This window comes from Deinococcus betulae (assembly GCF_020166395.1).
GTDB classification, from domain to species: Bacteria; Deinococcota; Deinococci; order Deinococcales; family Deinococcaceae; genus Deinococcus; species Deinococcus betulae.
This window is the reverse complement of record NZ_JAIQXU010000032.1, coordinates 1-24588: the sequence shown is the minus strand read 5'-3', so window position 1 is coordinate 24588 and position 24588 is coordinate 1. Positions and strand designations below refer to the sequence as shown.

The window sequence follows — 24588 nt, the reverse complement described above, 5'->3', positions numbered from 1 at the left end:
GGTCACCCTGCCGGATGACCCCCCTCTGAGCTGCGCCGTGTTTTACGAACTGCGCTCGACCTTGATTTCCAGGCGATTGCCCTTGCGCTTGACCGTCAGCTCGGCCTTGCTGCTGCCCTTACGGAACTCACTCTTGATTTCACTGGGTTTGCTGCTGGTCTTGACCAGGGTGTAGCCCTCGGCCTTCAGCTTGGCGGCGTACTGGTCATGCTGGGCTTTGAGGTCAGCGCGGCCGTCTACCGTCGTGGACCACTCGCGGGCATTTCCCCAGGGCCCGACGGTGACCGACAGGGCCTGCGCGGTGCGAGGCGCCGAGGTCGTGGGTGCGGGGGCCGCCGCCACAGGTGAGGTGGGCGTGGTCTTCAGCTGCGCGGCGCTGGCGCGGGCGGCCACGTTATAAGAGGCGGTATCGGTGATCCAGCTGTTCTGAGGCGCGGGATTGACCACGATGCTCAGCGCCTGGGCCAGGCCCTGCTGGCCCTTGACATTCACGTCCGCAAAGCTGTTCTGCTGGCTCTTGAAGGTCGCAATCTGGTCCAGGTTCAGAGGCTTCAGACTGGCGAGCGCCAGCACCTTGTTCACGCCGTACGGCGCCGCGATGTCAAAGGTAAAGGGGTCGCCCGCCGCCGGAAACACCTTGACAGCATTGGCTTTCAGAAAGTTGGCGCCGCCCTGAAAGCGGTTGGGCAGAATCAGGTCCACCTGGCCGCTGGGGTCCACATTAAAGAGGTAGACGTAGGCGTCCTGGTTGACCTGGGTAAACAGCCGAATCTTCTCGCCGGGCGCGTAGTTGGGTGTGGCCGCGCCGCTGGTGTCACGGTCGGTCCAAACCTTGACGCTCAGGCTGGTGGGCGCCGGATTGACGATGATGCTCTGGGCACTGAGGGTCGGCGCCGCCAGGGCGCTGCAGCCCAGGGCCGCCGTGAGGAGGGTCAGGGGAAGGATGACTTTCATGGCTCTACCCTGCGCCCGCTAAGTGACCTGGGCCTGACGCCACACTCCAGTCAGCCGGAGCGCCCGCTTATATCCTGCTCATGTGTGAGGGCGGGGCCTCATGTGGTAGCTGGACTGGGACCGGAGCAGCCGGGCGACGACTGGCCTCAGCCGTGTGGCCTCAGGCCTTTTTGCGCCCGGCCCGGTTGGTAGACTGCGCGCGTGTTGCCGGTCAAGCTGCGTCTTTCTCAGGCAGTCCTTCTGAGCGCCGCTCTGCTGGGGCTGGCCGGTGCGGTGACCGTTCAGCTGCGCGCGGCCCCATTTCCCTATGTGCGGCTCGCCCAGGCGGCGCCCAAGCCCCGCCCAGGTGAAGCCACCGCGCTGACCATTGAGACGGCGCGCGGTCTCCTCAAGCTCACAGTGCGGCAGCTTCAGGCCATGCCCACCGTGCGCTACGCCACCCTGCACCCGCAGCTGGGGCGCCGCTTTGTCTATGAGGGGGTGCCGCTGCGTGACCTGGCGGCGCGGGGCGGTTTTGCTGGACAGGACGTGCGGGTGTCGGCCACCAACGGCTTTGCGGCGACCATTCGCGCCAGCGACTACCTGCAGTTTCCGGTGATGCTGGCCTACCGCGCCGACGGCCACGCCATCTCGACTCTTGAGAAAGGGCCCCTGACGGTGGTGCTGCCGCCAGAGCCAGCGCGGTTTTACAGCACGGGGTACTCGGCCGCGTGGGTGTGGTACGCCGAACGCCTGGCCCCGGCGCCGTGAGTGCGCTGCGCCGGGCAGTGCCGCCGGGGGTGACGCGCCGCCGCCTGGCCCGCGAACTGGGGCTGGCGCTGCTGCCCGCGCTGCTGAGCTTGGGCCTGCTGGTGGTGGTCACGCGCCCCGCGTACGACGCCCTGATTCAGACCGGCGGCGGCTGGAAACCCCACGCCTATCAGGGGCTGGCGCAGGACGTGTTGCAGTATCAGGTGGCGCGCCTGAATCCGCAGGAACGTCCGGCCCGCCGCACCCTGCTGCGCGACATCGCCCTGTCCAGTGCCCAGAATCCCCAGCAGTTCGTGCTGCTGGCCGAGATCGAGCGGCAGGGCGAGGCGCGGCTGGGTGTGGTCGAGCGCGCCCTACGGCTAGACACCGACGCCAGTGTGGCGCAGGCGGTGGCCGAAAGTCTGGCCCTGAACAGCGCCGCCGCCGAATACAGCCGGGAACTGGGGCTGCGCTCGGCCCAGGCCCTCAGTGACCTGCGCCGCACGCTGGGCGTGGCCGCGCTGCTGTCGGGGCTGGTCAGCGTGCTGCTGATTCTGCGCGCGCTGCTGCTGTGGCGGGGTGAGCGCCTGCGCGTCGAGCGCCGCGAGGCCCGGCAGCGCGAGGCCCTGAGCCTGGCCAGCCACGAACTGCGCCGCCCGCTCCAAGCGCTGATGCTGGCCAGCGACCTGCTGCGTCAGGCCCAGACCCCCGAGGAGCGCCAGCACCTGCTGGCCATGATTGAAGACAGCGCCGGGCAGCTGGCCAGCCGCGCCGACCTGACGCGCCTGAACGACCTGTATTTGGACGTGACCCTGCGGCCCCAGCGCCGCGACCTGCGCGAGTTGACTGACCGCTTTGCATCGGCGCGGGTGCAAGTGCTCAATCCGCCAGACCCGGTGGTGTGGGCTGTGGACCCTGGGCGCGTGCGGCAGATGCTGGAAAACCTGATTGAAAACGCCCTGAAATACACCGACAGCCATGTGGAAGTCACACTGGATGTCCACGCCGGGGCGCCCCGCATTCGGGTGCGCGACTTTGGCGCCGGCATGGGTCCAGAAGAACGCGCCCGCGTGTTTTTGCCCTACGAGCGCGGTCCACGCGGCCTGACTGCGGGACAGGGACTTGGACTGCCCCTGGTGCGCCGCTACGCCCGTGCCCACGGCGGCGACATCAGCATGACCCAAGCGGCCGGCGGCGGGCTGCTGCTGACCCTGACATTCGGACAGCCCGCGCCAGCCAGTGAGGTCTCGGCGCCTTCCTCCTGACTGAGAGCAGTCTGCAGGAATGTTCTCAGGTGCAGCCCTTTGCGAGCGAAAAGCCCCGTATGGTTGTGTAAGGCCCTTGCCAGGAAGGCGGTGAGCAGGGTGTTCTTCGCTGCGCTCCAGTGGGATTCAACGCTTTTGGACGGGACTCTGGGACGTGGTGGACCCTTATCAGGATCTTCGTTGTCCCGTCTGTCCTCTGGCTTGCTCAGCGAGTTGGCGCCGCTCTACTCGTGCGCTTGTCCGGTGACTTCGACATACCTGATTTCGTTTGCACACCATGTAAGGGGATACGCCCAGAACCTACTTCGCTCCCAAGTCGCTCAGCTTGAAACGTTGTTGCAGGCGGTGGGGTCGGCGTCCGTCTGATCTGGCCTTGGCCGGTTTCGTCTCCACATCCGGAAAGAACAGACGGTCTCACGCCATCCCCAGCACCTATTCTCCAGGGGTTGCGCCATTGGAGAGGTCGAGTCGGCCCCACCGTATGTGCCCCAAGAGAGTCTGCGTCCATCGCACACAGCACCCCTGCCCGCCGCCTGCTGATCTACACCTGACAATCCCGAGTCGCTTACAGCGCGGCGTGCAGCGCTGCCCTACCCTGCGGGCGTGACCTCTGCCCGCCGCCTGCTGTCTACTCTGGCTCTGCTGGGCGGCTCGGCTGCCCTGGACTCTGGCCACGCCCAGGATGGGTTCTTCCGCATTGGTTATAGCGCCAGCGCCGAGCGTCAGGCGCCGCTGCGGGTAACCTTTCAGGCGTCAGCGCCTGCCGGCTACACCGTGCAGTGGACCTTCGGGGACGGTGCAGTCGCCAGTGGTCCGGCCGCCGACCACATCTATTACCGGCCTGGCACCTACCGCCTTCAAGCGGCTTTGCTGGACGCCCAGGGCCGCGTGGTCAGCCGCGCCGAGGCCAGCCTGCCGGTGCTCAGCGCCGGCCCTGAGCGCGCCGCCCTGACCGTGCTGCAACCCACCCCCGGCGAGGTGCGCCTGAGTGCCGAGGGCAGCGTGCTGTATACGCCGGCCCGCCCGACCCTGCTGCTGGGTGGCCGTGAGGTAGGCACGGCGGCGAACCGGCTGCCCAACGGCACCTACGCCGCCACGGTGCGCGCTGCCACCAGCGATGGCCGCACGGCCGAGCACCGCCTGAACATCACCGTGGCCCCCTGGACCACCAGCGCCCCTTACGACGCTGAGGTGCTGCGCCTGACCAACCAGGCGCGCGCCCAGGGCTGGAACTGCGCGTCGCAGCGCCCTGGCGGCCCCGCCCTGCCGCCCCTGAAACTGGACCCCACCCTAACGGTGGCGGCTCAGGCCCAGTCGGCGGGCATGTCGCTGTACAGCTACTTTGACCATACCAGTGGCTTTGACGGCAGTACGCCCCTGCGCCGGGTTCAGGCAGCTGGCCTGACCCCCACCACGGTGGCCGAGAACATCGCCGCCGGTCAGCAGACTCCGGCCGAGGTGGTGCAGGGCTGGCTGAAAAGTCCAGGGCACTGCCGCAACATCATGGGCGACTTCACCCTGATTGGCCTGAGTTATGTCAACCGGCCCGGCACCACCTACACCCGCTACTGGACCCAGGTGTTTGTCCGGCTGTAGAGCGCTGGACAGACCCCAGCGCTGAAACTCGGCGGCGCTGAGGCACGTCGGCTTATCAAGCGGCGCTCTATCTCCAGGTGGCGGGCGAAGTGGTGTTGCTGAAGGTGCCTATCCGCTGCGGATAGTGTGAAGGACCGATATCACAGCGGCAGCCACTTGCACCCTGGGGAGTACGGCCCATCCCTGAATTTCACTTCCCCTCCCTGTCTTCGGCCGCCACTCGTCAGCAGAGGGGTTGAGGATTTCTCCCCTCAACCGCGCTGAGGACTGCTCTCAATGCACGTCGGCGACGCCTGCCAGCAGGTCAGCCAGCTGCTCTTTGGCGCGGAAGACACGGCTCTTGGCGGTGCCCACGGCCACCCCCTGAATCTGGGCAATCTCGTCATAACTCAGGTCCTCCACAAAGCGCAGTACGACGGCCTCGCGGTATTCGGCCGGCAGTTTTTGCAGGGCGCGCTGCACCCGGTCCTGGGCGTCGGCGCTTTCGGCGGCCTGCACAGGCGAGCGCTTTTCGCTGGTCACCTCAAAGCCCACGTCTTCGCGGGCCTGCTCCAGCGAGAAGCGCTGCAACTGCTTGCGGCGGTGCGACTCGATTTGCGTGTTGCGCGCCACCTGATACAGCCACGGCAACACCCGCTCGCCCACGCGGAAGGTGCGAATGGAGCGCCAGGCGCGGTAGAAAACCTCCTGGGTCAGGTCCAGGGCGTCCTCGCTGTTGCCCTCCAGGCGGTACAGGTAGCCGTACATACGGCCCTCGTACTCCTGCACGAAATCAAACCACGCCCCTTCGTCCCCAGCCGTCAGCCGCGCGAGCAGCTCGGGGGAAATCACGTCGGGAGGGGAGACTTCGGTTGGCACGTCCACGCTGCCTTCTACCATAGCGCCCCTCTGCCGTCCCCGCACGCCAACCCGGCGGCCCATGCTCTACCATGCGCCCACTTTGAGCTTGACCCGGACTGTCCAGACGTTGGTTGCCGCCCCCCCGCCAGAGGCGACCCTGGCCGACGCCCTGCGCCCCCTGCTGCCCGACCTGAGCGTGGGGGCGCTGCTGGGCTTTGCCACCGGCGTGGCGCTGCGCCACATTGGCCGGGCCGCGCTGATTGTGCTGGGTACGCTGGTTCTGGTGTTGCAACTGCTGGCCTACTTTGACCTGATCAGCGTGAACTGGCTGCGCGTTCAGGCCCTAACCGAGCCGTGGCTGCGGCAGGGGCAGGAACAGGGCGGCGCCTGGCTGATGCGTGTGCTGACCGCCAATCTGCCGTTCGCAGGCGCCTTTACGGGCGGGCTGCTGCTGGGGCTCCGGGCGCGGGTGTAGGTGGGCCAGACCGTTCAGGGCTGACTGCTCGGAGGGTCAGGGAGCGGGAGGGCCGGCGCCCCCCGCATTTCCCAGCCCAGCAGGTCGCCTTCAGGCACGCCGGGCAGCCCCAGCGCCCTCAGCATCTGAATCAGTTGCGCGCGGTGATGCATGGAGTGGGTCAGGACGTGGGCAATGGCGCCGCCATAGGTCTTTGGCCGGGGTGGGCAGTCCAGCACGTCCAGCCAGGTGTCGTCCAGCCGCCCCTCTGCCTCGACCTGCCGCGCCAGTGCGGCCAGGCGCGGGGCGACCACACGCAGGCGACGGTCCAGATCGTCGAGCGAATCGCCGTCAGCCGGAGGCCACGCGGCCGGTCATCAGATTCGTCCAGGTCTCCATATTCTCGGTGATGTGCCGCACCGTGCGCCAGCCCAGGTCATGCGGCTGGTCCAGCTGCGCCTCATAAGGATTCCGATTGAATCGAGCATTCTGCTCGATGAAATCCGAGCGGAGCGAGAAGGAAAATATACGGATTTCGCGATGTGGAAGCTCAGGCGGTGCCTTTCCGGCTGTGCTGCAATTAAGCGGAATCCGTATCAGTCAGGTCTCGGCTCCGGCTGAGCAGCGTCCAGGTGGTCCAGGCGTCGTGCCCCAGCAGGCGGTCCAGCAGATTCACGCGCTGCCGCGCACGACCAGGCGCGGCTCGAAGCGGCGGGCGCGGGCCGGCCCCTTGTAGCCGTTCAGGCGCGTCAGCAGCAGCTGGGCGGCCTCGTAGCCCATGCTCTCGACGGGTTGGTGCAGGGTGGTCAGGCCCCGGCTCTCGGCCCAGGGCTGGTCGTCAAAGCCGATCACGCGCACGTCTGTGCCTATCTGAAGGCCGCGCAGCCGCACCTCGTCCAGCAGGGCGCCCGCCAGCATGTCAGCTGAGGCGAACACGGTGCAGGGCAGCCCCGCCGCCTGCGCCTGATCCAGCACCGTGCAGGCGGTGTTGCGCGCCGTCAGCGAATCGAAACTGGAGGTGTATTCGGCGGCCACCGCGCGTCCAGCGGCTTGCAGCGCGCCCAGAAAGCCGTTGCGGCGGTCCTCGAAGACGCGGGTGGTAAACAGCTGGTCCAGTTCGGTCTCCACCCACACGGCGTACAGCGCGCCGGGCAGCGTCACGGCATACTCGCCCGCCATGCGCCCGCCCGCCACATTGTCCATGAACGAGGAATCCACGCTGTCGGCGTAGGCGTCCACCAGCACCGTGGGCTGTTGGGTGCGCAGGCGGCGCTCATGAAACATCTTGGTGAGGTTGTAGGTCGCCATGACCAGCCCGTCGGCCTGATAGGCCAGGGTGTGCGACCCCAGGTAGCGTTCCAGCCGCGAGCGGTCCAGCAGCGGAAAAATCGCCACGTCATAACGCGCTTCCTGAAAGGCGGTTTCCAGGCCGTCCAGCAGCCGCACATAGAATTCGGTGGTCAGCACCGGCAGCAGCACGCTGATCGTGTAGCTTTTGCCCCCTGCGATGCGGCGGGCGTGGGGGTTGGGCGTGTAATCAAGGTCGGCAATGGCCTTGAGAACGGTTTCTCGCGTGGCCCCCTTGACGGCCACGTGGTTGTTCAGCACCCGTGACACGGTGCCGACGCCAACCCCGGCCTGCCGGGCAACATCCTGAATGGTGGGTTTGCGCATGATTTGCCCCCCAGCATACCCGCTGCGTGGAAAGGGTTCCATAGGATTCGGGTGAGCAGGGGGCCGGCAGAACGAGTTGAAAGCAGCTCTGGCGCGGCTTTTCGGCCTGTTCGCTCCTTTGGCATGGACGGCAACGTAGCCCAGGCCGTCACCTGCCGCTGCTGGGGACAAAGCGGCCGGGCCGGCCGGACTAGACTGCCTCTGCCCTGGTGGGTGAAGAAGACCCCAGAAGGAGGTCCGCGTATATGACCCGTTCGATGTTGCTTGGCGCGGCGCTGCTGGCGCTGGTGGCCTGCCGGCCGGCCCCCCAGACGGCAGGCCACCCGGCGGGTCACACCGGCCACAGTCAGAATGAGGCGGGCACGCCCAGCAGCGTTCTCAGTGTTCACGACGCCCGCGTGGTGGCGGTGCCTCCCAGCGTGGGGGACACGAGTGTGTTTGGCACGCTGCACAACGCCGGCCCCGCGCCCCTGCGCCTGGTCGGCGTGCAGACCGACGCGGCCAGCCACGGCATGCTGATGGTGACCCAGACTGACCCCGCTGGCCTGACCGGCATGCAGGACACCCCGGCCCTGACGGTGCCCGCAGGCGGCGACCTGACCCTGAGCGACACCGGCGATCACCTGATGCTGATGGGCCTGCGCGCGCCCCTGCAAGAAGGCCAGACCCTGACCCTGACCCTCACCGATGACGCGGGCGGCACCCATACGTTTGACGCCCCCGTGGTCAAGCCCTGATGACCGCGCCTCTGCCGGCCCAGGCGGCCCCCCCGGCTGCGCGGCCCTGGTACGTGTCGGCGCTGCTGGCGGTGGTGGCGGTCACGCTGCTGCTGCTGGGGGCGTGGGGGGTGGCCCGCCTGAAAAGTCCGCACCCGTTTTACGGCATGGCCTATCCGGCGGCCACGGCCGCGACTGGATTTCAGGGCGAGGTGGCCGGCGGCCAGCGGTACACCTTCACGCCGGGGCAGGGGCGCGTCACCGCGCTGTTTTTCGGGTTCACCCACTGCCCCAACATCTGCCCACTGACCCTGTCCTATCTCAGTAAGGTGCGCGCCGCTCTGCCACCCGAAGACCAGAAGCGCTTTGACATCGTGCTGGTCAGCGTGGACCCGGCACGCGACACCCCGCAAGACCTGAACGACTACGTCCGCTATTTCGGGGCCGGACGAGGTGTGCGGGTGCCCGAGCCGGCGCTGGGCCAGCTGGCGCGCGCCTACGGCGTGGCCTATCAGCGGGCCGAGGTGAAGGGCGCGGCCTACCAAATCAACCACACGACCGCCACCTACCTGATAGACGCCCAGGGCCACCTGCGTGTGCTGTGGGACTACACCCAGCTGCCGCAACTGGACCGGGTGCGCGCCGATGTCCAGCACGTTCTGGAGACCCGGTGAGTCTGCCCAGCAGCCTCAGTCCCACGCTGGCCGACCTGCTGACGCCGCACCTTGACCCCGCGCTGCTGGTGCCGGCGCTGCTGGCGGCGGGGGCTTACGCCTGGGGCTACCTGCGCTCGCGGCAGGCCGGGACGCCCTGGCCTGCCTGGCGGGTGACCCTGTTTGCCCTGGGCATGCTGGCGCTGCTGCTGACCACCCAGAGCCGCGCAGCCACCCTGACCCAGAGCAGCATGGCGCTGTACATGGGCCGCCTGATGGTGCTGGCCGAAGTGGTGCCGCCGCTGCTGGTGCTGGGCCTGCCGCCGTTGCCCCTGGGTCCCCGCAGTGGGCTGGGGCGCGCGCTGGGCGTGCTGCTGGACCCCTGGGTGGCCCTGGCGCTGTGGACGGCCGTTATCGTGTTCTGGAACGTGCCGGCGGGGTTCAACGCCAGCGTGGTGTCCAACACCGCCGGGGCGCTGCTGCCAGCGCTGTATCTGCTGAGCAGCCTGCTGGTGTGGGGGGTGGTGCTGCGGCCTCTGCCGGGCGTGCAGCCCGCCGGTATCGGGTCGCGCGGGTGGTTTGGGCTGCTGGCGGCCCTGCCCATGATGGCGGTGGCCAGCGTGTGGCTGTACGCGCCCCGCGTCCTGTACACGCCGTATGTCAATGCGCTGTGCCTGTGGAACCTGACGCCGCTGCAAAACCAGCAGATTTCTGGGTGGATCATGATGCTGGCGGGTCTGCCCGCGCTGGCGCTGGCCTTTATGCAGCTGTTTGCCTGGCTGATCAACCTCAGCGAGTCGCAGGGCCTGCCGCCCGAGTCGCGCTCCTGAGGGCGCGGCACTCGCGCCCGGCCCCCGCCGCCCTGTAGCCTGCGCCCATGCACGACGTTCTTGTCATTGGCGCGGGGCTGGCCGGATTGACCGCCGCGCGCGCACTTACGCAGGCGGGTCAGCGCGTGCGGGTTCTGGAGGCCGCGCCGCAGGTGGGGGGGCGCGTTCACTCGCGCGTGGTGGACGGCTTCACGCTGGACGCCGGGTATCAGGTGCTGTTTCCAGTGTACCCGGCGGCGCAGCGCTGGCTGAAGCTGGAGGCCCTGGGGCTCGTGCCCCTCCCGTCGGCCGCCGTGATTCGCCGGGGCGAGCGGGCCGATGTGGTGGGGTCGCCCTTCAGTGATCCCGGCGCCCTGGGCGGGACCCTGACCACGCGCGCCCTGGGCTTTGGCGATAAAGCGCGCGTGGCGGCCCTGGCCCTGCGCCTACGCAATCCGGCCCCCTGGACACTGCTGCGCGGCCCCGACGAGACCACCGAGGCCTACCTGCGCCGCTTCGGCTTCAGTGAGGCGGCGCTGGACCACTTCTTCCGGCCCTTTTTTGGCGGCATCTTCCTGCGCAGAGAGCTGGACACCAGCGCGCGGCTCTTTCGCTACTACTTCCGCATGCTGCTGGACGGCGGCGCGGCCCTGCCTGCCGCTGGCATGGGTGAGGTCAGCCGGCAACTGGCCCAGGGCCTGGACCTGAGCCTGGGGGTTCAGGCCCGGCGCCTGACGCCGCACACGGCCTCGGTTACGGTGGAAACCAGTGCAGGCGACCTGGAGGCCCGCCACGTCATCGTGGCCACGGACCCCAGCAGCGCCGCGCAGCTGACGGGTGAGGCGGCGGCGCGTGGCCACCTGAGCAGCACCTACCTGCACTACGCCGCCCCCGCGCCCCTGGACCGCGAGCGCCGCCTGCTGCTGAACGCCGGGCCAGGGCTCATTCAGAACGCGCACTGGCTTTCCAATGTCATTCCGGAGCGGGCCCCGGCCGGGGGGCACCTCCTGACCGTGACGGTGCTGGGCCTGCCCGACCTGGACGATGAGGCCCTGGACGCCCGCGTGCGCGGTGAACTGGCCCGCTGGTACGGCGCCGCTGGCGTGGCCACGCTGCGCCTGCTGCTCACCGAGCGCATCCGGCACGCGCAGTATCCCCAGCCGCCCGAATACGCCTCGACCCTCAGTGGGCACGCCACCCGCCTGCCTGGTGTGCTGCTGGCCGGTGAGGCCACCTCCATGAGCGGGATTCAGGGGGCGATGGAAAGCGGTGAAAAGGCCGCCGCTATCATCCTGGGCGACCCAGCCGGCATGAGCCGCCCGCGCGGCGCTTAAGGCGGTCAAATCTTTCCCACAGGCTTCTCATGTCGCGCTAGGGTGGGGCCATGCGCCGCTTGCTTCCCGCCCTGGCTGGTCTGACCCTGCTGCTGACCGCCTGCCCCAGACCCTTGACCCCCGAAGTGCCGATGACCGACCCGAAGATTCTCAGTGGCCGCTGGGCCGGGGAATTTGTGGTGCCCAGCCAGGTGTCGTCCGTGCGGGCTGGGGCGGGCGTGGTGTATGTCCTGCGGGCGTCGGCGGGTCAGGTGGTGGCGCTGGACGCCCGCACCGGGGGGGTGCTGGCGCGCGCTGCGCGGCCCCAGGCCCAGGCCATCGCTTACAGTCCCAGCGGCGCGCTGTACGTGCTGGGCGGCGGCAAACTGACCGTGCATGACCCCCGCACGCTGGTCCAGACTGCGGCGCGCGACGTGCCGGGTTCTCACCTCAGCGTGGACGGTGAGGTGGCCTCAACGGACGCTTTCACCGCCAACGCCCGCGTGGGCACCGCCGACGGTAAGCCTCTGCCCACGTCCAACGAGCGCAAAATCCTGACCGACCGCAGCAGCGACGACGTGTGGTGGTTGAGTGAAGGCCGCGCCCTGCGCGCCAAAGATGGCCTGAGCAGCGGCGGCGCCAGTGGACACGGCAACCCCTGCGCCCTGACCAGCAATCTGGCGCCCACCAGCATTGAAAGTGCGGCCTTTGGCCCTCAAAGTGGCTCGGCGTACCTGCAGGGCTGGTCGGACGGCACCATCGAACTGCGCGCAGCCAACGGCGCGGTGCAGCGCACCTTCAAGGCGTCAGCCACCTGCTCGCCGGTGGTGGACCTGTACTCGGACGGGCGCACGGTGGTCTATGTCACGCGCGCCGGCGAAGCTGGGCAAATCAACGTGCAAACCGGCGAAGCCAGTGCAGCCCAGGCGCTGGGCAGCGCCATGAACCTGACCGTGACCCCTGAGGGCGTGAGCGCTGGCAGCGATCAGCAGCTCTACAGCTTCCGCCCCTGGGGAAGCGCGGCCTATGACCTCCCGGCCGAGCCGTCGGTGCCCGTCACGCTAAATGTGACGGCCACCCGTCTTAATTCGGAAACTGCCAGCCTGACCGGCAGCGCGTCGGTGGGCGGCCGGACCCTGACGGTCCAGGGCACCCTCCGGGGCTCGAGGGTCCTGCTCGCCCAGACTTCGCCGGTGCCGTCCGGCCTGTTCTTCTCCGTCACCCTGCTGGACGGCGCCGCCGAAACGGGCAGCCTGACGGGGACAAGCTTCTTTTACAGTTCGTCGCAGGGTCCGGCCTACCAGAGCACCCTCATCATGAAGGGCGGCGCCACGTTGCAGGGCGAACTGCGCCGCCCCTGAGGCAAGCCTGTCCCTGGTCTGCCTGGGGCCAGGTTCCCTCTATCCTGGCGCCATGACGGCAACGCTGGATCATCTGGTGGTGGCAGCCCGCACGCTGGACGAGGGCCGTGCGTGGCTGGAAGGTCGGCTGCATGTCTCCCTGGCGCCGGGCGGCGAGCATGACCTCTTTGGCACCCACAACGCCCTGCTGTCGCTGGGGCCGCAGGCGTACCTGGAGGTGATCGCGGTCAATCCGGCCGCGCCGTCGCCTGGCCGTCCCCGCTGGTTTGGGCTGGACACGCCGGACCTGCGCGCTCGCCTCGTGCACGGCCCGGCCCTGATTCATTGGGTGGCGGCAGTGGCCACGTTGCCGCCGGGGCCGGAGGTGCTGGCCCTGTCGCGCGGCGAGCACCGCTGGACGCTGACTGTGCCGGAAGACGGGTCCCTACCCAGCGGCGGTGTGCAGCCGTCCCTGATCGCCTGGCAGACCCCGCCGCCCCCCACCCGCCTGCCCGACGCCGGGGTGCGCCTTCTGAGCCTGCATCTGGGCACCTCGACCCCCGACGCCCTAAGAGACACCCTGACGCGCCTGACGTTCAGCGGCGAGGTCGAGGTCTATGAGGCGCCTCAGCCCGAACTCCGCGCCGTGCTGGAGACACCACAGGGTCTGGTCGAACTGTGACCCCCCGCCTGCCGCCGCCTGATGCGGGCCACTACTGCCGGCCACCTGGCGTCCCCGAGCGCCCCAGTGTGGGCGCGGTGGTGCTGCGCCCAGACGCGGCGGGCTGGCAGGTGGCGGTGGTCGTCGAGCTGGGGCCGTACCAGCAACTGCCCAAGGGTGGCCTGGAGGCCGGCGAAACGCCCGAAGCCGCCCTGCACCGCGAACTGCGTGAAGAGGCCGGGCTTCAGGCGGTGCGGCTGGTGAAGCACCTGGGCACCCTGGAGCGGCTGAACTATGTCAAAACCAAGTGGCAAGTCACGCGCTACTTTCTGGGCGTGACCCTGGAAGCAGAGCCGGCGGCGCCGCTGGAACCGGGGTTTCTGCTGGAATGGCACCCGCTCATCGCCTGTCCGCCCCTGTTCTGGCCGGAACAGGCCGCGCTGGTGGCGCAGGTGGCCACGGACCTTCAGCGCGGCGGCATCCAGGGCCTTTGACCGGCACGGGGTGGCCGGCGCCCGTGCAGCAGCGCCGCCGCCAGGAGGCCCGCGACAAAGCCAAACAGGTGCGCTTCCCAGGACACCGCCGGATTCGAGGGCAACACGCCCCACAGCAGGCCGCCGTACAGCACGAAGGCAGAGGCGGCCACCAGCACGGCGCCCAGCGTGCGCTCCCACCAGCCCACCCCCAGCAGGTAGGCCAGCAGACCGAACACCAGCTCGCTGGCGCCCAGGTGAATGCTGTTCCCGCGCCCCAGCAGCCACACCAGCGCGCCGCCCACCACCACGATCAGCGCCAGCGCCGCCAGAAAACGGGCCGTGCCGCGCAGGGCGCTCATGAAGGCCAGCACCGCCAGCGGCACGGTGTTGCCCAGCAGGTGAGCAAAGCCCGCATGCAAAAAGGGCGCACTGAGGATGTGCCCCAGGGTCCCGGGCTCGCGCGGCACGATGCCGTACTGGTCAAGGTCGCCGCCGAACACCACCAGATCGGTGACCTCCTGCACCCACAGGCCCGCAATCAGGGTGCCCGTCAGCGCGGCGGCGCGCAGCGGTGAGGTGCGGCGCGCCGGCGCCGTGGGGGAAGAGGAATGCACGCCCCCAGTCTAAAGAGGCCGCAGGGAAAAGAGGAAGGAGGCCAGCACGGGAGCGGCCTCCTTTCCTCGGGGATGGGCTGCGTTACACGCGCACTTTGGCCTTCAGTGCACCCTTGGCATGCAGGTATTCGGCAATCTGCACGGCATTCAGGGCCGCCCCCTTGAGCAGCTGGTCCCCCGCCACAAACAGGTCAATACCGCCGTCAAACACCAGCGACTCGCGGATGCGGCCCACCTCCACGTCATATTTGCCGCTGGCCGTCAGGGGCATGGGATACAGCTTGTCCTCCGGCGCGTCCCGCACCTCGACACCGGCCGATCCCGCCAGCAGCTCGCGCACGGCCGCCGGTGTGGCAGGCCGCTCAAGGTCCAGGGTAATGGCCTCGCTGTGGGTGCGCTGGGTCGGAATCCGCACGGCGGTGCAGGAAATCTGGAGCGTATCGTCGCCCAGAATCTTGCGAGTCTCCCAGACCACCTTCATTTCCTCTTTGGTGTAGCCGTTGTCCTGAAAGGCGTCAATGTGCGGAATGACGTTAAAGGGAATGGGATGGGCGAAGACCTCGGCGCCCGCCTCTTTGCCGTGCAGCACCTTGTGGGTTTCGTTCAGCAGCTCATCCATGCCCTTGGCCCCGGCGCCGCTGGTGGCCTGGTAGGTGCTGACAATCATGCGCCGCACGCCGTAGGCGCGGTGAATGGGGGCGACCGCCACCACGGCAATCGCGGTGGTGCAGTTGGGGTTGGCGATAATGCCCTGGTGGGCCAGCGCAGCGTCCCCGTTGACCTCGGGCACCACCAGCGGCACGCCGGCGTCGTAGCGGAAGGCGCTGGAGTTGTCAATCACCAGGGCGCCGCCCGCCACCCAGGCGGGCGCCAGGGCCTTGCTGACGCTGCCGCCCGCCGAGGCCAGCACGACATCGGCGTCAATGGGGCCGTCGGGGGTGACCTGCACCGTCAAGGCCTGGTCCCGGAACGTCAGGGTGCTGCCCGCCGAACGGGGCGAGGCAAACAGCAGCAGCTCGTCGATAGGCAGGCTGCTGTGTTCCAGCACCTTCAGAAGTTCGTGGCCGACCGCTCCGGTTGCTCCAACAATCGCTACGCGCATACGCACCCCTCCTGGCAACTCTTTACAAAAAACCGCCCCGCGTGTCTCGCAGGGCGGCCGTCCTCACAGACACCGCCCTTACGTGGTCGTGGTCACCGTGCGGGCGTTCATGCGCTTCAGGGTAGGGGGTTGGGGGGGTGGGGTCAAGCGGGGGCAGGGGAGGCTGTCAGCAAGAGGCGGGACGCAGGCCAGTAGATTCGCTGGGCAGGCGTGCGGCAACCCTCTGCTCTCTGTCAGAGGGTCGGACCTCAAGTGAGGCTGATGGGGCCGCTGTTGATGGCCGCCCAGCCGGAAGAGGGCGCCGCATCCCGCTGCCTTGCGGTCACCGCTTTTTCTTCAGAAATCCCAGCCAGCCGGCGCGTTCAGGTTTCCGGGCCGGCGCAAAATCTTCCATGCGAATCTCGGCCTCGGGGTGCGGAGCGGCTTCCCAGCCGTAGGCGGTGGCGATCAGGCCGCCTAGTCGTCCGGCGGCGTACAGGGCATGTTCGCGCTCCTGCTCGTCCGTGACGGCGCGCGGGTCGGCCAGGGCCTGCAGCATCGCCTGTAAGCTCTCGTCCTCGCAGTCCCACTGGCCCTGCGTAAATACCGCTTCTTTGCCGTATACCCGAATTCTGGCCGACATGTTCCCCCTGCATCTGCGCCGCCCTGCCCAGCGCCCCTGTTGTTTTGACCCAGTCAGCATAGCGCAGGCCAGGACGGGACGGCCAGGCGGTCAGCAGCTCAGGGTGCCGCGCTGTTTCTAGGGGGGTCTGGGGCTTCAGTGGGTGGCGCAGTCAGGGAAGAAGTCAGAGCAATTTCGGTGTATGGCGTCAGCCACAAGCCGTGCAACCCATCGGGACCCCTGCTCCGAAGAGTCGTTGCTAACTTCTGCTTTCAGACCTTCTCGCCAAAGCGCCGCTCGGTGCCGGCCTGCAACTTGCGGATGTTCTCGCGGTGCTGCCAGGCCATCAGCAGGGCCAAGGCGGCGAAGACCAGCGCCAGCCAGGGCGGCCCCACCAGCGCGGCGCTCAGGGCGGCGGCGGCAGCGGCCAGCAGACTGCCGGCCGAGACCAGGCGCGTGAGCCCGACCGTCAGGAAAAAGATGGGCGCCGCAAAGGCCAGGCCCGCCACTGGCAGCAGGGCAGTCATGGTGCCAAAAGTGGTGGCCACGCCCTTGCCACCCCGGAACCCCAGAAAGGGGCTGAAGTTGTGGCCGATCACAGCGGCCATCCCGCACGCCGCCATGACAGGCAGCCCCAGCCCCAGCCAGGCCGCGCCCCAGACCGCCAGCGCGCCTTTCAGGATGTCGAACAGGGCGACCAAGAGGGCCGGGCCATTGCCCAGCGACCGCTGCACATTGGTGGCGCCGCTGTTGCCGCTGCCCACCTTGCGAATATCCACGCCGCGCGTGCGGGCCACCCAGGCCGCCGCCGGCACCGAGCCGACGAGGTAGGACGCGAGTACCGTCAGCACGGCCAGCAAAGTCACGCCCGCATCATAGGTGAAGCGGGCAGGCAGGCGTCCAGGGCCAGGCAGGTCTGGGAGAGGTGGCCGCTGCCGCCGGGGGAGAGGAGTTGAAGCGCCCCTCTGGTCAGAAACCACGTCTGAGATAAGGTTGACCCAGTTTTCCCGTCGCTGGCACGGCTTTCGGGTTGCATTCCGCCCCGGCACCCGCTAGATTGTCTGCCGCTGGAACGGTGTCCGAGTGGTTGAAGGAGCACGCCTGGAAAGCGTGTATAGGTGCAAGCTTATCGAGGGTTCGAATCCCTCCCGTTCCGCCAAAACAAAAGAACGTCCTGAATGGAGAAAATCTGTTCAGGACGTTCTTTTATCAAGTTTATACCGCCTAAGTCGTATGTCTGTTTGTGACCCTATAAGTAGGTAGTTGACTACCGATTTAAATCTTTCCCTCAGACTCTTGCTAAATTAAGAGATCTACATGCGTATACCTATAGAGTTTCCGCTTTGGCTAAACTTGGGAGGTCCACCTATCCTCACACTCAGCTTATGCCGTTTTATAAGAGGCTTGACCTGGGAAGAGACTATGTACCGGTGCCTAATCATAGCCTTGATTGGCCTACCAGTTTTAGTTTGGTCAGGGCACTTGGGGATTCGTCACGAGCGTCAAGCCTGGGTGATGTTCGGGTTCTTTTACTTGCTCCCAACGCTGTTACTACCATTTATGTAATGCATCTGGATTTAAGATTGAGAAATTTTGACTGAAGGAGGAGAAATTTGATGATTATGAATCCAGTTTTCCAATTTATATTTTAAGCGCCTGGCTTTCCTTGAGTAAAAGGGATTATCTTTCCATCTAAGATAGTGAGCGCTGCAAAGCGTATACAGGTGCAAGCTTATCGAGGGTTCGAATCCCTCCCGTTCCGCCAGACCCGGCCGGAACCTCTGCCCAGAGGTTCCGGCTTTTTTGGGTCGGCCGCTTGGGCTGCTGGTTGAACTTCAGGGGCTGGTATTCGGAGCGCGGGTGGGGTACGGTGCGGCCCGCACACACAACCGAACCCCTGTGCCGGAAGACTGTTTCCGGCGGCTGCCTTGCTCCTTCGGAGGTCTTCATGCCTGCCTACCTGTCCCATCCTGCGTCGGCACTGCTGCTCAGCAGTTTGCTGGCGGCCTGCACTTCTGCGCCTTCGCCTGCTCTGACCCCGGACCCTGCTATTCCGGCAGGCTTCAGTGAAGCGCAACTGGCCCTGACGGCCCTGGGGTCAGGCAGCAGCGCCCTGAGCACCCAGGCGGCGGCCTGTCCCACCCGGCTGGCGCTCCCGTTTGGGGCCTCGGGACTGGATACGGGGGTGTACTGGTACTCGAAGGCCGAGAGCGGGGCTCCGGGCGGCGTGGGCTGCAAGGCCCGGACAGACGGCGGCGCCATCGCGGGGTATTACGACCCGGCCAGGCCCGTCATGATCTTTGTTCACGGCTGGCAGGACGGCAACACCAAGGCCGGCAAGCGCGACAGCTTTTACTTTAGCGAGGCGGGTCAGAGCGTGGCCGACGCCTGGATTCAGGCGGGCTGGAACGTGGCGCTGTACCACTGGACCCAGCTGGCCGACGATGAAGGCACGGTCGCCGTGCCCTATCACGCCCAGGCCAAAATCTGGACGCCGACCTACAGCTACCGCGACGCGCTGGGGCGCACCCAGACCATCAACATGCGTTACCGCCAGCCGGACGGCAGCTACACCCAGGCCGGGATGCCCACGGTCAGCGCTGGGGGGCTCTTCTACGCGGCTTACAAAAGCGCCCTGTCAGCCTGGACATACAGCGGCCCCGAGCGCGTGCGGGTGATGGGGCACTCGCTGGGGGCGCAGATGGCGCTGGCCCTGGCCAACCAGGCGTACAGCGACCCCACCCTGCCTGCCGTCAGGCGGCCAGGCCGCGTCATTCTGGCCGACCCGTTCTGGTCGCCAGCCAGCCCAGGTGGCGGCCACAGCTACGCTTACCTGAGCCCCGATGCCACCCCAGCGGCCCGCAGCGCCCGCATTGCCCAGACCCTGAAGGCCAGCGGCGTGGCCGTGGAATGGATCAAGAGCAGTCGCCTGCTGGACCTGGGCGGCGACAACAATCTGCAGATGGCCCGGTTTGTCAGCCGCACCGAGATCTTCCCCGAATACATCTTCGACCTGAACCCTGCCAGCGGCCTGGCCCGCAAGCATGGCGTGGCCCCGCGCTGGTACATGTGGACCCGTTCTTTTGCGCCCGGCGGCGCCGTGAGCGCGGCCAACACCCAGGCGGCAGCCGCCGCCCGCATGAATAGCGGCGTCCGTTACGACCAGCAGGGCGGCAAGGGCACGGTGACGCCGGGAGACGACACCTTCGCCAGTGCGCCCAATCCGTAAAAGCTGGAGGTGGTGAGTGGCTACAGCAGGGAAAGCGAGTCGGGGCTGGAGGGTGTTCCAGAGGGATTGACGCCAGACCTCAAGGCTCGGTCAGGGGACAGGGTGGGCAGCAGAGGTGCGGGAACCCCAAAGCGGTGGGAGGCGTGCAAAAAATGGCACGCCTCCTACCGCTTTGGGGTTCCCTCTCTCACGCCTATGAGTTGGAAGAACACAGGTCTGCCTGTGCCACGGCGCGACCTTATCGGCCCCGCTCCTTTCCCAATCTGTCCGGATTGAGCCGTTGACGCAACTGGTGGGGTCAGTGACTGTCTCACTGACCTTTGACCCGCCACGCGCTGACCAGCAGCAGGCCGGGCAGGAACGCGCAGGTCAGGGCCAGAGCAGGAAAGCCGAAGCGGGCAATCACGGCGCCGCCCAGCAGAGTGCCCGCGCCGGCCGCCACATAGCCCAGGCCATCCGTCACGCCCTGGGCGGCGGGAAAGCGGGTCAGGGCTTTGCTGCCCGCCACGAAGGCCAGGTTCCAGCCCAGGCCCAACACGAACATGCTGACCGCCAGCCAGGCCGTGCCGTGCAGGGGCGCGGTCAGGGCCGCCGCCGCCAGCAGCGCCGCGCCGCCCAGGTAGCCAAAGCGCAGGCCGTAGCGGTCCAGGGCCGGTCCCGTCAGCCAGCCAAAACCGAACATGCCCAGAATGTGCCCGCTGATCAGCGCGGCCACCCCGGCATGTTCCAGGCCCATGTGGTGCGCGCGCAGCGGCGTCAGGCTCATCAGGGTAACCATCAGGCCCTGGGCGGTGGCCAGGGCCAGGGCGGTGGATTTCACGCCCGGAATGGCAAAGGCCGCGCGCAGGCTCAGGCGGGCTTGCGCCGCGCTGACAGGCGCCCGCAGCGGTTGCCAGGTCTGAATGAGCAGCGCGGCCAGCCCCAGCAGGGCGGCGCCCACCAGCCAGCCGGCCAGTTCGGGGGTGCTGCCCAGGGCGCCCCCCAGCGCTTCAATGGGCCGCGCCAGGCCGGTCATCAGAAAAGAGCCGGCCACGCTCATGAGCATCAGGGTTCCCAGGGCGGTGCCCCGGCGGGCGTCGGGGACACTCTCGGCCACGGCGTAGCGCGCCTGCTGGTAGCCCCCCTGCGCCGCGCCCACCAGCGCCGCCCCCAGCAAAAAGATGGGCAGGAGGCCCGCGCGCGCGCCCACAAACCCGACCACGGCGCCCGCAGCGCCCAGCACGAACGCCGCACTCAAGCCTGTGCGGCGGCCTGCGCGCAGCATCCACGCGCCAAAGAAACCAGCCGAGAGGGCGGCAGCGGCGCTAATCAGGGTGGCGGGCAGCCCTGCCAGGCCCTCGTGCCCCAGCCCACTCATGATGAGGCTGGACAGCACCGTGCTGACGGTCGTGGCCCCCGTGGCCAGGGCCTGCGCTGTATAGAGCGGGGCCAGGCGACTGAAGGTCAGCGGCTTGGTGCGCCCGGCCGCGTCACTCACGGGCGCGGGCGGGGGTCACGCCTCGCCCTGGGCCCGCCAGCGGGCCTGCACCGCGCCGCGCAGGTAGGCCGCCGCGTCCTCGGTGCTGGCGCCGGGCGTAAAGACGCGCCCCACCCCCAGTTCCTGCAACGTGGGCAGGTCCTGGTCAGGGATGATGCCGCCCCCAAACACGATGATGTCCTCGGCCTGCCGCTCCCTAAGCAGGCCCATGACCTCGCGGAAATAGTGCATGTGCGCCCCTGACAGCACGCTCAGGCCGATGGCGTCCACGTCTTCTTGCACGGCGGCATTCACAATCATTTCGGCGGTCTGGCGCAGGCCGGTGTAAATCACTTCCATCCCAGCGTCACGCAGGGCGCGCGCCACCACCTTGGCACCTCTGTCGTGGCCGTCCATGCCCGGCTTGGCAATCAGCACCCGAATGCGGCGGTCTTCCATACGTTCCTCCTGCAGTCCCCGCTCCTAACGAGCGTTTGCCTTCATTGTACGCGGTGGGCGGCCTATGAAGGCAGGCCGCCCCTGGACGCCACTTACAGCAGAACCCAGAGGGGCCAAGGGGTGTCGCCCCTGGCCGCCCTGGGGCGAACGAAGTAAGGCGCTGCCACAGGCAGCGGCGTGGGCAGAATTGAGGGGTGTGCTGTGACCTCCAGGGTGGAGCGAGCAGCTGCTGTCAGCTCATCACGCCGCCATCAGGCCAGGGGTGTACAACCAAGCCATGTGTGCGCTGCTGACCGCCCTTCCTCTGGCTGCTTCTCTGACCCTGGCGGTGCTGGGTACTGCCGCCGCTTCTCCGGTCGGGACTACTTGGACGCTGCAAAGCATCCAGGTGCCAGGGGGGGTGCCCATCACGCCCGGCCCGGCCCTGGCGCGGCCCACCCTGCGTCTGGACACCAGCGGCGCGGCGCTGCGGGTATCGGGCAGCACCGGTTGCAGTCCCCTGACCGGCGCCGGCACCCTCAAAGGTCAGGCGCTGCTGCTGCGTGGGCTTCAGGGCGGCAGCAGCGCGACCTGTCCCGACGCCGCCCTGAGTCTGCGTGAGGATTACCTGAGCCTGCTGGCCCGCACCACCCGTTTTGAGCAGAGCGGCAGTACCCTGACCCTGGTGGCCGGTGGTGGCCGCCTGACCTTCACCGGAGGCGCCGTGACCTCATCTTCCGCTGTTGCAGCTCTGGACGGCGGCTATGTGGCCCGCCGCCTGACCCTGGGCGGTCAGGACGTGCCCCTGCACGGCCTGCTGAGTCTGACCGTGAGCGGCCCCCAACTGGCGGTCACGGGCGTGGTGGGCTGCAATACTCTGCGCGCAGCGGGCACCCGCCTGGGCAGTGGTCAGTTCCAGTTCGTGCCGCTGGCAGGCACCCGTATGCTGTGTTCGGCCCCACAGGCCCAGGCTGAGCAGGCGCTGACCACCTTGCTGCGTGGCCCCTTGACGCCCGCGCTGAGCGGCACCACCCTGACCCTAACCGGCGCCGCCGGCACCTTAACCCTGACCCGCAGCGCGACCGGCGCGGGGCCTGTCAGCCCTGCCCCGGTTAGCCCGGCGCCCGTGACGCCGCCCGCCGCCCCAGCCGTCAGCGGCACCTACCGCCTGAAGCTGCTGGATGGCCAGGCGGCGCCCTCCACCTTTCGCCCTGTGACCCTGACCCTGGATGGGGCCCGGGTGGGCGGTACCGACGGCTGCAATTCATTTGGCGGCGCCTACAGCTTAAAAGGCGGGCGCCTACTGGTAGACGGCCCGCTGATCAGCACCCGCATGATGTGCCCCGAGGACCAGACGCTGCCACTGCTGAGCGCTCTGGAGGGGGGCCCGACCCTTCGTGTCAGCGGCCGAACCCTGACCCTGACCGCCGAGGAGCAGACCTGGGTGTTCGAGAAGGAATAAGACAGGATTTACAGCGGTGGTCCATTAGACTTCCTGCGAAAGTGCAGTACTAAGCTGGTTGAGTGAAGCACGATCGCTTGGAACGCACGCTGAAGATGAACCGGACGCGGTTTAAGCGGCGCACGGGAATTTATCCGGAAACCTTCACCTTAATGGAAGCGGTCCTCGTGGAACGGGAGGCTGCCAAGAAGAAATCGGGGCGACCCGCAGCCCTCAGTCCTGCCGAACAACTGCTGCTGACTCTGGAATTCTGGCGAGAGTACCGCACCTTCGCACACCTGGGCGATGATTGGGGCGTTCATGAAACCACCGTGCAGCGCAGTGGAACGGGTCGAAGCGGCCCTGATTGCCAGTGGGCAGTTTCGTCTCCCAGGCAAAAAGGGTCTCAGGGAAGCGGAGAACGTCTTCCAGATCATCGCCATTGACACGGCGGAAACGCCATGTGAGCGGCCTAAAAAAAGCAGCGCCCCTGGTACAGCGGCAAGAAGAAACGCCATACCCTCAAGACTCAGGTGGTCATCAACGTCGCGACACACATGATTACGTGTGTTGCTACCGCCTTTGGGTCCATGCATGATCTGACCCTCTGCCGACACTCCGGTCTGCGGGTGCACCGCGAGACGGCCCTTATTGGCGATGCGGGCTATCAGGGCCTCTGGGTCGATCACGGCCATGCCATCACGCCGCATAAAGCTTCCAAAAACACACCACTGACCGTAGAGCAACGATGCGAAAACCGCGCCCTGGCCACTACCCGCCTGCGGGTGGAACACGTCATTCGGCAACTGAAGATCTTTCGGGTGCTCAAGGAGGTCTATCGTCATCGAAGACGGCGATTTGCATTGCGTGCGCATCTCATCGCCGCCCTCTGCAATCACGCCACAGCAACCAAAACATGACTTCCTCAGGAGGTCTAATCAGGGGACGGAAAAGGCGTTATAATCACAACAATGCTTCGTCCTCAGGCTGTCTTCGCTCTTTTAACTACTTTTAGTTCTGCTGCATTAGGTTTAGTGCCGAAAGGTATTGATGAATCGTCTTATAAACTTCTCTTGGCCTGCACAGATAGTTTCACTCGGAATATTCGTGATGGCAGACTGATCAGCACAAATTGTGCCGATCCTGTGGTCGGTGTTGAGAGGGAAATTCCGTATTATAAAAGCATTGGGTTAGATTTGGATTTCTCCCTTCATTCGAGCATTGAGGTGAGCAGAAAGTATGGTCCGATCCAAATTTCTGTAACATCAAAGTCGGGAAAGACAATCGTGCTGCATGAAGAATATATGAAAGGAGATAATTTTCCAATTTCATACATCACGGAAGGCACAGGGAATAGATTGGACTTAAACAAGCCTGAGATTCAATATATTCTGAGCTGCGAAAGGTCTTTGCTTGAAAGCGGTAATTTATCATTCGACGTTGAAAATCCTAGTATGGCCAGCAGCTGGGACAAACTGAAGAAATTCAAGAGTTGTGACGACAGCGGGCTAAGTCTAAAAACAATCGAAACAAACGATGATCCTAAGAAACCATTAACAGTCAAAGGTATGCGATCCGAGATAGCCTCATTAAAGAAAGGGGATTCAGCAATATTCACAATCAATGTTCTCACGTCAGAGAACACTTGGATCTCATTATATAGCGGTTGGTGGGATGCAAAAGAACTAACGAGAATTGTACCTACCATAAAGATGGGGAAGTTAGAGTTATAGAGACAAAAGATAATAAAATTGTCGGTAGTTCAAAGATTAGCACAGACTCCTTTAATAAGACTGAATATCATTTAAAATTCATGGAGCAAGAGGATCTCCGTATGACGGTTAAATCGTGTCTGATCTGCTTTTGACGTGCGTTCCAAGCGATCGTATTTCACTCAACCAACTCAGTCTTACACTTTCGCAGGAGGTCTATTGTGTCCCAGCGGTAACAGTGGCATTCAGTTTCACGGAAGCCACTGTTCGTGAGGTCACTCGCTTCCGTGCGGTAAAGAGCTGCCCTCGACCGTACTGAGAACCACTCCCAGACAGCTTGCGATTCAAGCCGAGCGGAAAAGACACCCACCGGCAGAAGGCGGCGTATGCCCGCTGTTCGGGTCTGGGTGGAATGGGCAGAAGTGGCGGTAAGTCGCCACTGAGCTTACTGGTACAAAAAACGGGCGGCACCAGAGAGCAGAAAGGCGGGTCGGTAGAGGCGCTGACTTGCTCTG

General features: G+C 66.3%; 25 protein-coding genes, 1 tRNA gene and 1 pseudogene. 17 read left to right on the top strand and 10 right to left on the bottom strand.

What is annotated here, in order from left to right:
* Positions 1 to 42: 42 nt before the first annotated feature.
* Positions 43 to 954, bottom strand: a complete 912-nt coding sequence (locus K7W42_RS19010; RefSeq protein ID WP_157458602.1) for a DUF4384 domain-containing protein — start codon at positions 952 to 954, stop codon at positions 43 to 45.
* A 201-nt stretch (positions 955 to 1155) separates the two neighbouring features.
* Between K7W42_RS19010 and K7W42_RS19005 the strand changes: the two genes are divergently transcribed.
* The 3 genes from K7W42_RS19005 to K7W42_RS18995 all read left to right on the top strand — a co-directional run bounded on the left by K7W42_RS19005 (position 1156) and on the right by K7W42_RS18995 (position 4544).
* Positions 1156 to 1704: a hypothetical protein gene (locus K7W42_RS19005; RefSeq protein WP_224576652.1), complete on the top strand. Its 549-nt coding sequence runs from the start codon at positions 1156 to 1158 to the stop codon at positions 1702 to 1704.
* Positions 1701 to 2948, top strand: coding sequence for a sensor histidine kinase (locus K7W42_RS19000; RefSeq protein WP_224576651.1), 1248 nt, complete (start codon positions 1701 to 1703; stop codon positions 2946 to 2948). The genes K7W42_RS19005 and K7W42_RS19000 overlap by 4 nt, the downstream gene beginning before the upstream one ends.
* A gap of 603 nt (positions 2949 to 3551) precedes the next feature.
* Positions 3552 to 4544: a CAP domain-containing protein gene (locus tag K7W42_RS18995; protein ID WP_224576650.1), complete on the top strand. Its 993-nt coding sequence runs from the start codon at positions 3552 to 3554 to the stop codon at positions 4542 to 4544.
* Positions 4545 to 4817: 273 nt separating this feature from the next.
* On the opposite strand, the gene K7W42_RS18990 is transcribed toward K7W42_RS18995, so the two are convergent.
* The gene (locus K7W42_RS18990) at positions 4818 to 5423 is read right to left on the bottom strand and encodes an RNA polymerase sigma factor (RefSeq protein ID WP_198170476.1); all 606 of its coding nucleotides are present in this window, start codon (positions 5421 to 5423) and stop codon (positions 4818 to 4820) included.
* 67 nt (positions 5424 to 5490) lie between these two features.
* On the opposite strand from K7W42_RS18990, the gene K7W42_RS18985 reads away from it, so the two are divergent.
* Positions 5491 to 5859: an FUN14 domain-containing protein gene (locus K7W42_RS18985; protein ID WP_224576649.1), complete on the top strand. Its 369-nt coding sequence runs from the start codon at positions 5491 to 5493 to the stop codon at positions 5857 to 5859.
* A gap of 14 nt (positions 5860 to 5873) precedes the next feature.
* Here K7W42_RS18985 and K7W42_RS18980 read toward each other — a convergent pair whose 3' ends face one another.
* Both K7W42_RS18980 and K7W42_RS18975 read right to left on the bottom strand, forming a co-directional pair.
* Positions 5874 to 6152, bottom strand: a complete 279-nt coding sequence (locus K7W42_RS18980) for a DinB family protein (protein WP_369411393.1) — start codon at positions 6150 to 6152, stop codon at positions 5874 to 5876.
* A 358-nt stretch (positions 6153 to 6510) separates the two neighbouring features.
* Positions 6511 to 7512 carry a LacI family DNA-binding transcriptional regulator gene (locus K7W42_RS18975; RefSeq protein ID WP_198170473.1) on the bottom strand — a complete coding sequence of 334 codons (1002 nt, stop codon included), beginning with the start codon at positions 7510 to 7512 and terminating at the stop codon, positions 6511 to 6513.
* Between the two features lie 245 nt (positions 7513 to 7757).
* On the opposite strand from K7W42_RS18975, the gene K7W42_RS18970 reads away from it, so the two are divergent.
* The 7 genes from K7W42_RS18970 to K7W42_RS18940 are packed head-to-tail and all read left to right on the top strand — an operon-like array spanning position 7758 to position 13498.
* On the top strand, positions 7758 to 8249 hold the full coding sequence (locus tag K7W42_RS18970) for a copper chaperone PCu(A)C (protein WP_224576648.1): 492 nt from the start codon (positions 7758 to 7760) through the stop codon (positions 8247 to 8249).
* Positions 8249 to 8902: an SCO family protein gene (locus tag K7W42_RS18965; RefSeq protein WP_224576647.1), complete on the top strand. Its 654-nt coding sequence runs from the start codon at positions 8249 to 8251 to the stop codon at positions 8900 to 8902. Before K7W42_RS18970 ends, K7W42_RS18965 begins: the two co-directional genes overlap by 1 nt.
* Positions 8899 to 9711, top strand: a complete 813-nt coding sequence (locus K7W42_RS18960; RefSeq protein WP_224576646.1) for a cytochrome c oxidase assembly protein — start codon at positions 8899 to 8901, stop codon at positions 9709 to 9711. The genes K7W42_RS18965 and K7W42_RS18960 overlap by 4 nt, the downstream gene beginning before the upstream one ends.
* Positions 9712 to 9758: 47 nt before the next feature.
* The gene (locus K7W42_RS18955) at positions 9759 to 11024 is read left to right on the top strand and encodes an NAD(P)/FAD-dependent oxidoreductase (RefSeq protein WP_224576645.1); all 1266 of its coding nucleotides are present in this window, start codon (positions 9759 to 9761) and stop codon (positions 11022 to 11024) included.
* 50 nt (positions 11025 to 11074) lie between these two features.
* Entirely contained in the window at positions 11075 to 12364 is a 1290-nt protein-coding gene (locus tag K7W42_RS18950) for a hypothetical protein (protein WP_224576644.1), read from the top strand.
* A 52-nt stretch (positions 12365 to 12416) separates the two neighbouring features.
* The gene (locus K7W42_RS18945; protein ID WP_224576642.1) at positions 12417 to 13025 is read left to right on the top strand and encodes a VOC family protein; all 609 of its coding nucleotides are present in this window, start codon (positions 12417 to 12419) and stop codon (positions 13023 to 13025) included.
* The gene (locus tag K7W42_RS18940) at positions 13022 to 13498 is read left to right on the top strand and encodes an NUDIX domain-containing protein (protein WP_224576641.1); all 477 of its coding nucleotides are present in this window, start codon (positions 13022 to 13024) and stop codon (positions 13496 to 13498) included. The genes K7W42_RS18945 and K7W42_RS18940 overlap by 4 nt, the downstream gene beginning before the upstream one ends.
* On the opposite strand, the gene K7W42_RS18935 is transcribed toward K7W42_RS18940, so the two are convergent.
* The 4 genes from K7W42_RS18935 to plsY form a co-directional block, all read right to left on the bottom strand.
* Positions 13471 to 14094, bottom strand: a complete 624-nt coding sequence (locus K7W42_RS18935) for a rhomboid family intramembrane serine protease (protein WP_224576639.1) — start codon at positions 14092 to 14094, stop codon at positions 13471 to 13473. The two genes, K7W42_RS18940 and K7W42_RS18935, sit on opposite strands and share 28 nt — an antisense overlap.
* A gap of 82 nt (positions 14095 to 14176) precedes the next feature.
* Complete coding sequence (locus tag K7W42_RS18930; RefSeq protein ID WP_224576636.1) at positions 14177 to 15196, bottom strand: aspartate-semialdehyde dehydrogenase; 1020 nt, start codon at positions 15194 to 15196, stop codon at positions 14177 to 14179.
* A 322-nt stretch (positions 15197 to 15518) separates the two neighbouring features.
* Positions 15519 to 15818 (bottom strand): hypothetical protein, encoded by a 300-nt coding sequence (locus K7W42_RS18925; protein ID WP_157458590.1) that lies wholly within the window; start codon positions 15816 to 15818, stop codon positions 15519 to 15521.
* A gap of 251 nt (positions 15819 to 16069) precedes the next feature.
* Positions 16070 to 16663 carry a glycerol-3-phosphate 1-O-acyltransferase PlsY gene (plsY, locus tag K7W42_RS18920; protein ID WP_224576634.1) on the bottom strand — a complete coding sequence of 198 codons (594 nt, stop codon included), beginning with the start codon at positions 16661 to 16663 and terminating at the stop codon, positions 16070 to 16072.
* 203 nt (positions 16664 to 16866) lie between these two features.
* On the opposite strand from plsY, the gene K7W42_RS18915 reads away from it, so the two are divergent.
* Together K7W42_RS18915 and K7W42_RS18910 are read left to right on the top strand one after the other, a co-directional pair.
* Positions 16867 to 16956: transfer RNA gene (locus tag K7W42_RS18915), tRNA-Ser, on the top strand.
* Positions 16957 to 17745: 789 nt separating this feature from the next.
* On the top strand, positions 17746 to 19026 hold the full coding sequence (locus tag K7W42_RS18910) for an alpha/beta hydrolase family protein (protein ID WP_224576632.1): 1281 nt from the start codon (positions 17746 to 17748) through the stop codon (positions 19024 to 19026).
* 310 nt (positions 19027 to 19336) lie between these two features.
* Here K7W42_RS18910 and K7W42_RS18905 read toward each other — a convergent pair whose 3' ends face one another.
* Both K7W42_RS18905 and K7W42_RS18900 read right to left on the bottom strand, forming a co-directional pair.
* Positions 19337 to 20503, bottom strand: a complete 1167-nt coding sequence (locus K7W42_RS18905; protein WP_224576630.1) for an MFS transporter — start codon at positions 20501 to 20503, stop codon at positions 19337 to 19339.
* A 15-nt stretch (positions 20504 to 20518) separates the two neighbouring features.
* Entirely contained in the window at positions 20519 to 20941 is a 423-nt protein-coding gene (locus K7W42_RS18900) for a cobalamin B12-binding domain-containing protein (RefSeq protein ID WP_224576628.1), read from the bottom strand.
* A 277-nt stretch (positions 20942 to 21218) separates the two neighbouring features.
* On the opposite strand from K7W42_RS18900, the gene K7W42_RS18895 reads away from it, so the two are divergent.
* The 4 genes and pseudogenes from K7W42_RS18895 to K7W42_RS18880 all read left to right on the top strand — a co-directional run bounded on the left by K7W42_RS18895 (position 21219) and on the right by K7W42_RS18880 (position 24094).
* A complete protein-coding gene (locus tag K7W42_RS18895) occupies positions 21219 to 22382 on the top strand; it encodes an META domain-containing protein (protein ID WP_224576626.1) in 1164 nt (387 codons plus the stop codon).
* A gap of 62 nt (positions 22383 to 22444) precedes the next feature.
* Positions 22445 to 22807 (top strand): helix-turn-helix domain-containing protein, encoded by a 363-nt coding sequence (locus K7W42_RS18890; RefSeq protein WP_224576625.1) that lies wholly within the window; start codon positions 22445 to 22447, stop codon positions 22805 to 22807.
* 45 nt (positions 22808 to 22852) lie between these two features.
* Positions 22853 to 23281, top strand: a pseudogene (locus K7W42_RS18885) (transposase family protein); the annotation flags it as partial.
* Positions 23282 to 23332: 51 nt separating this feature from the next.
* Positions 23333 to 24094, top strand: a complete 762-nt coding sequence (locus tag K7W42_RS18880) for a hypothetical protein (RefSeq protein ID WP_224576624.1) — start codon at positions 23333 to 23335, stop codon at positions 24092 to 24094.
* Positions 24095 to 24588: the final 494 nt, after the last annotated feature.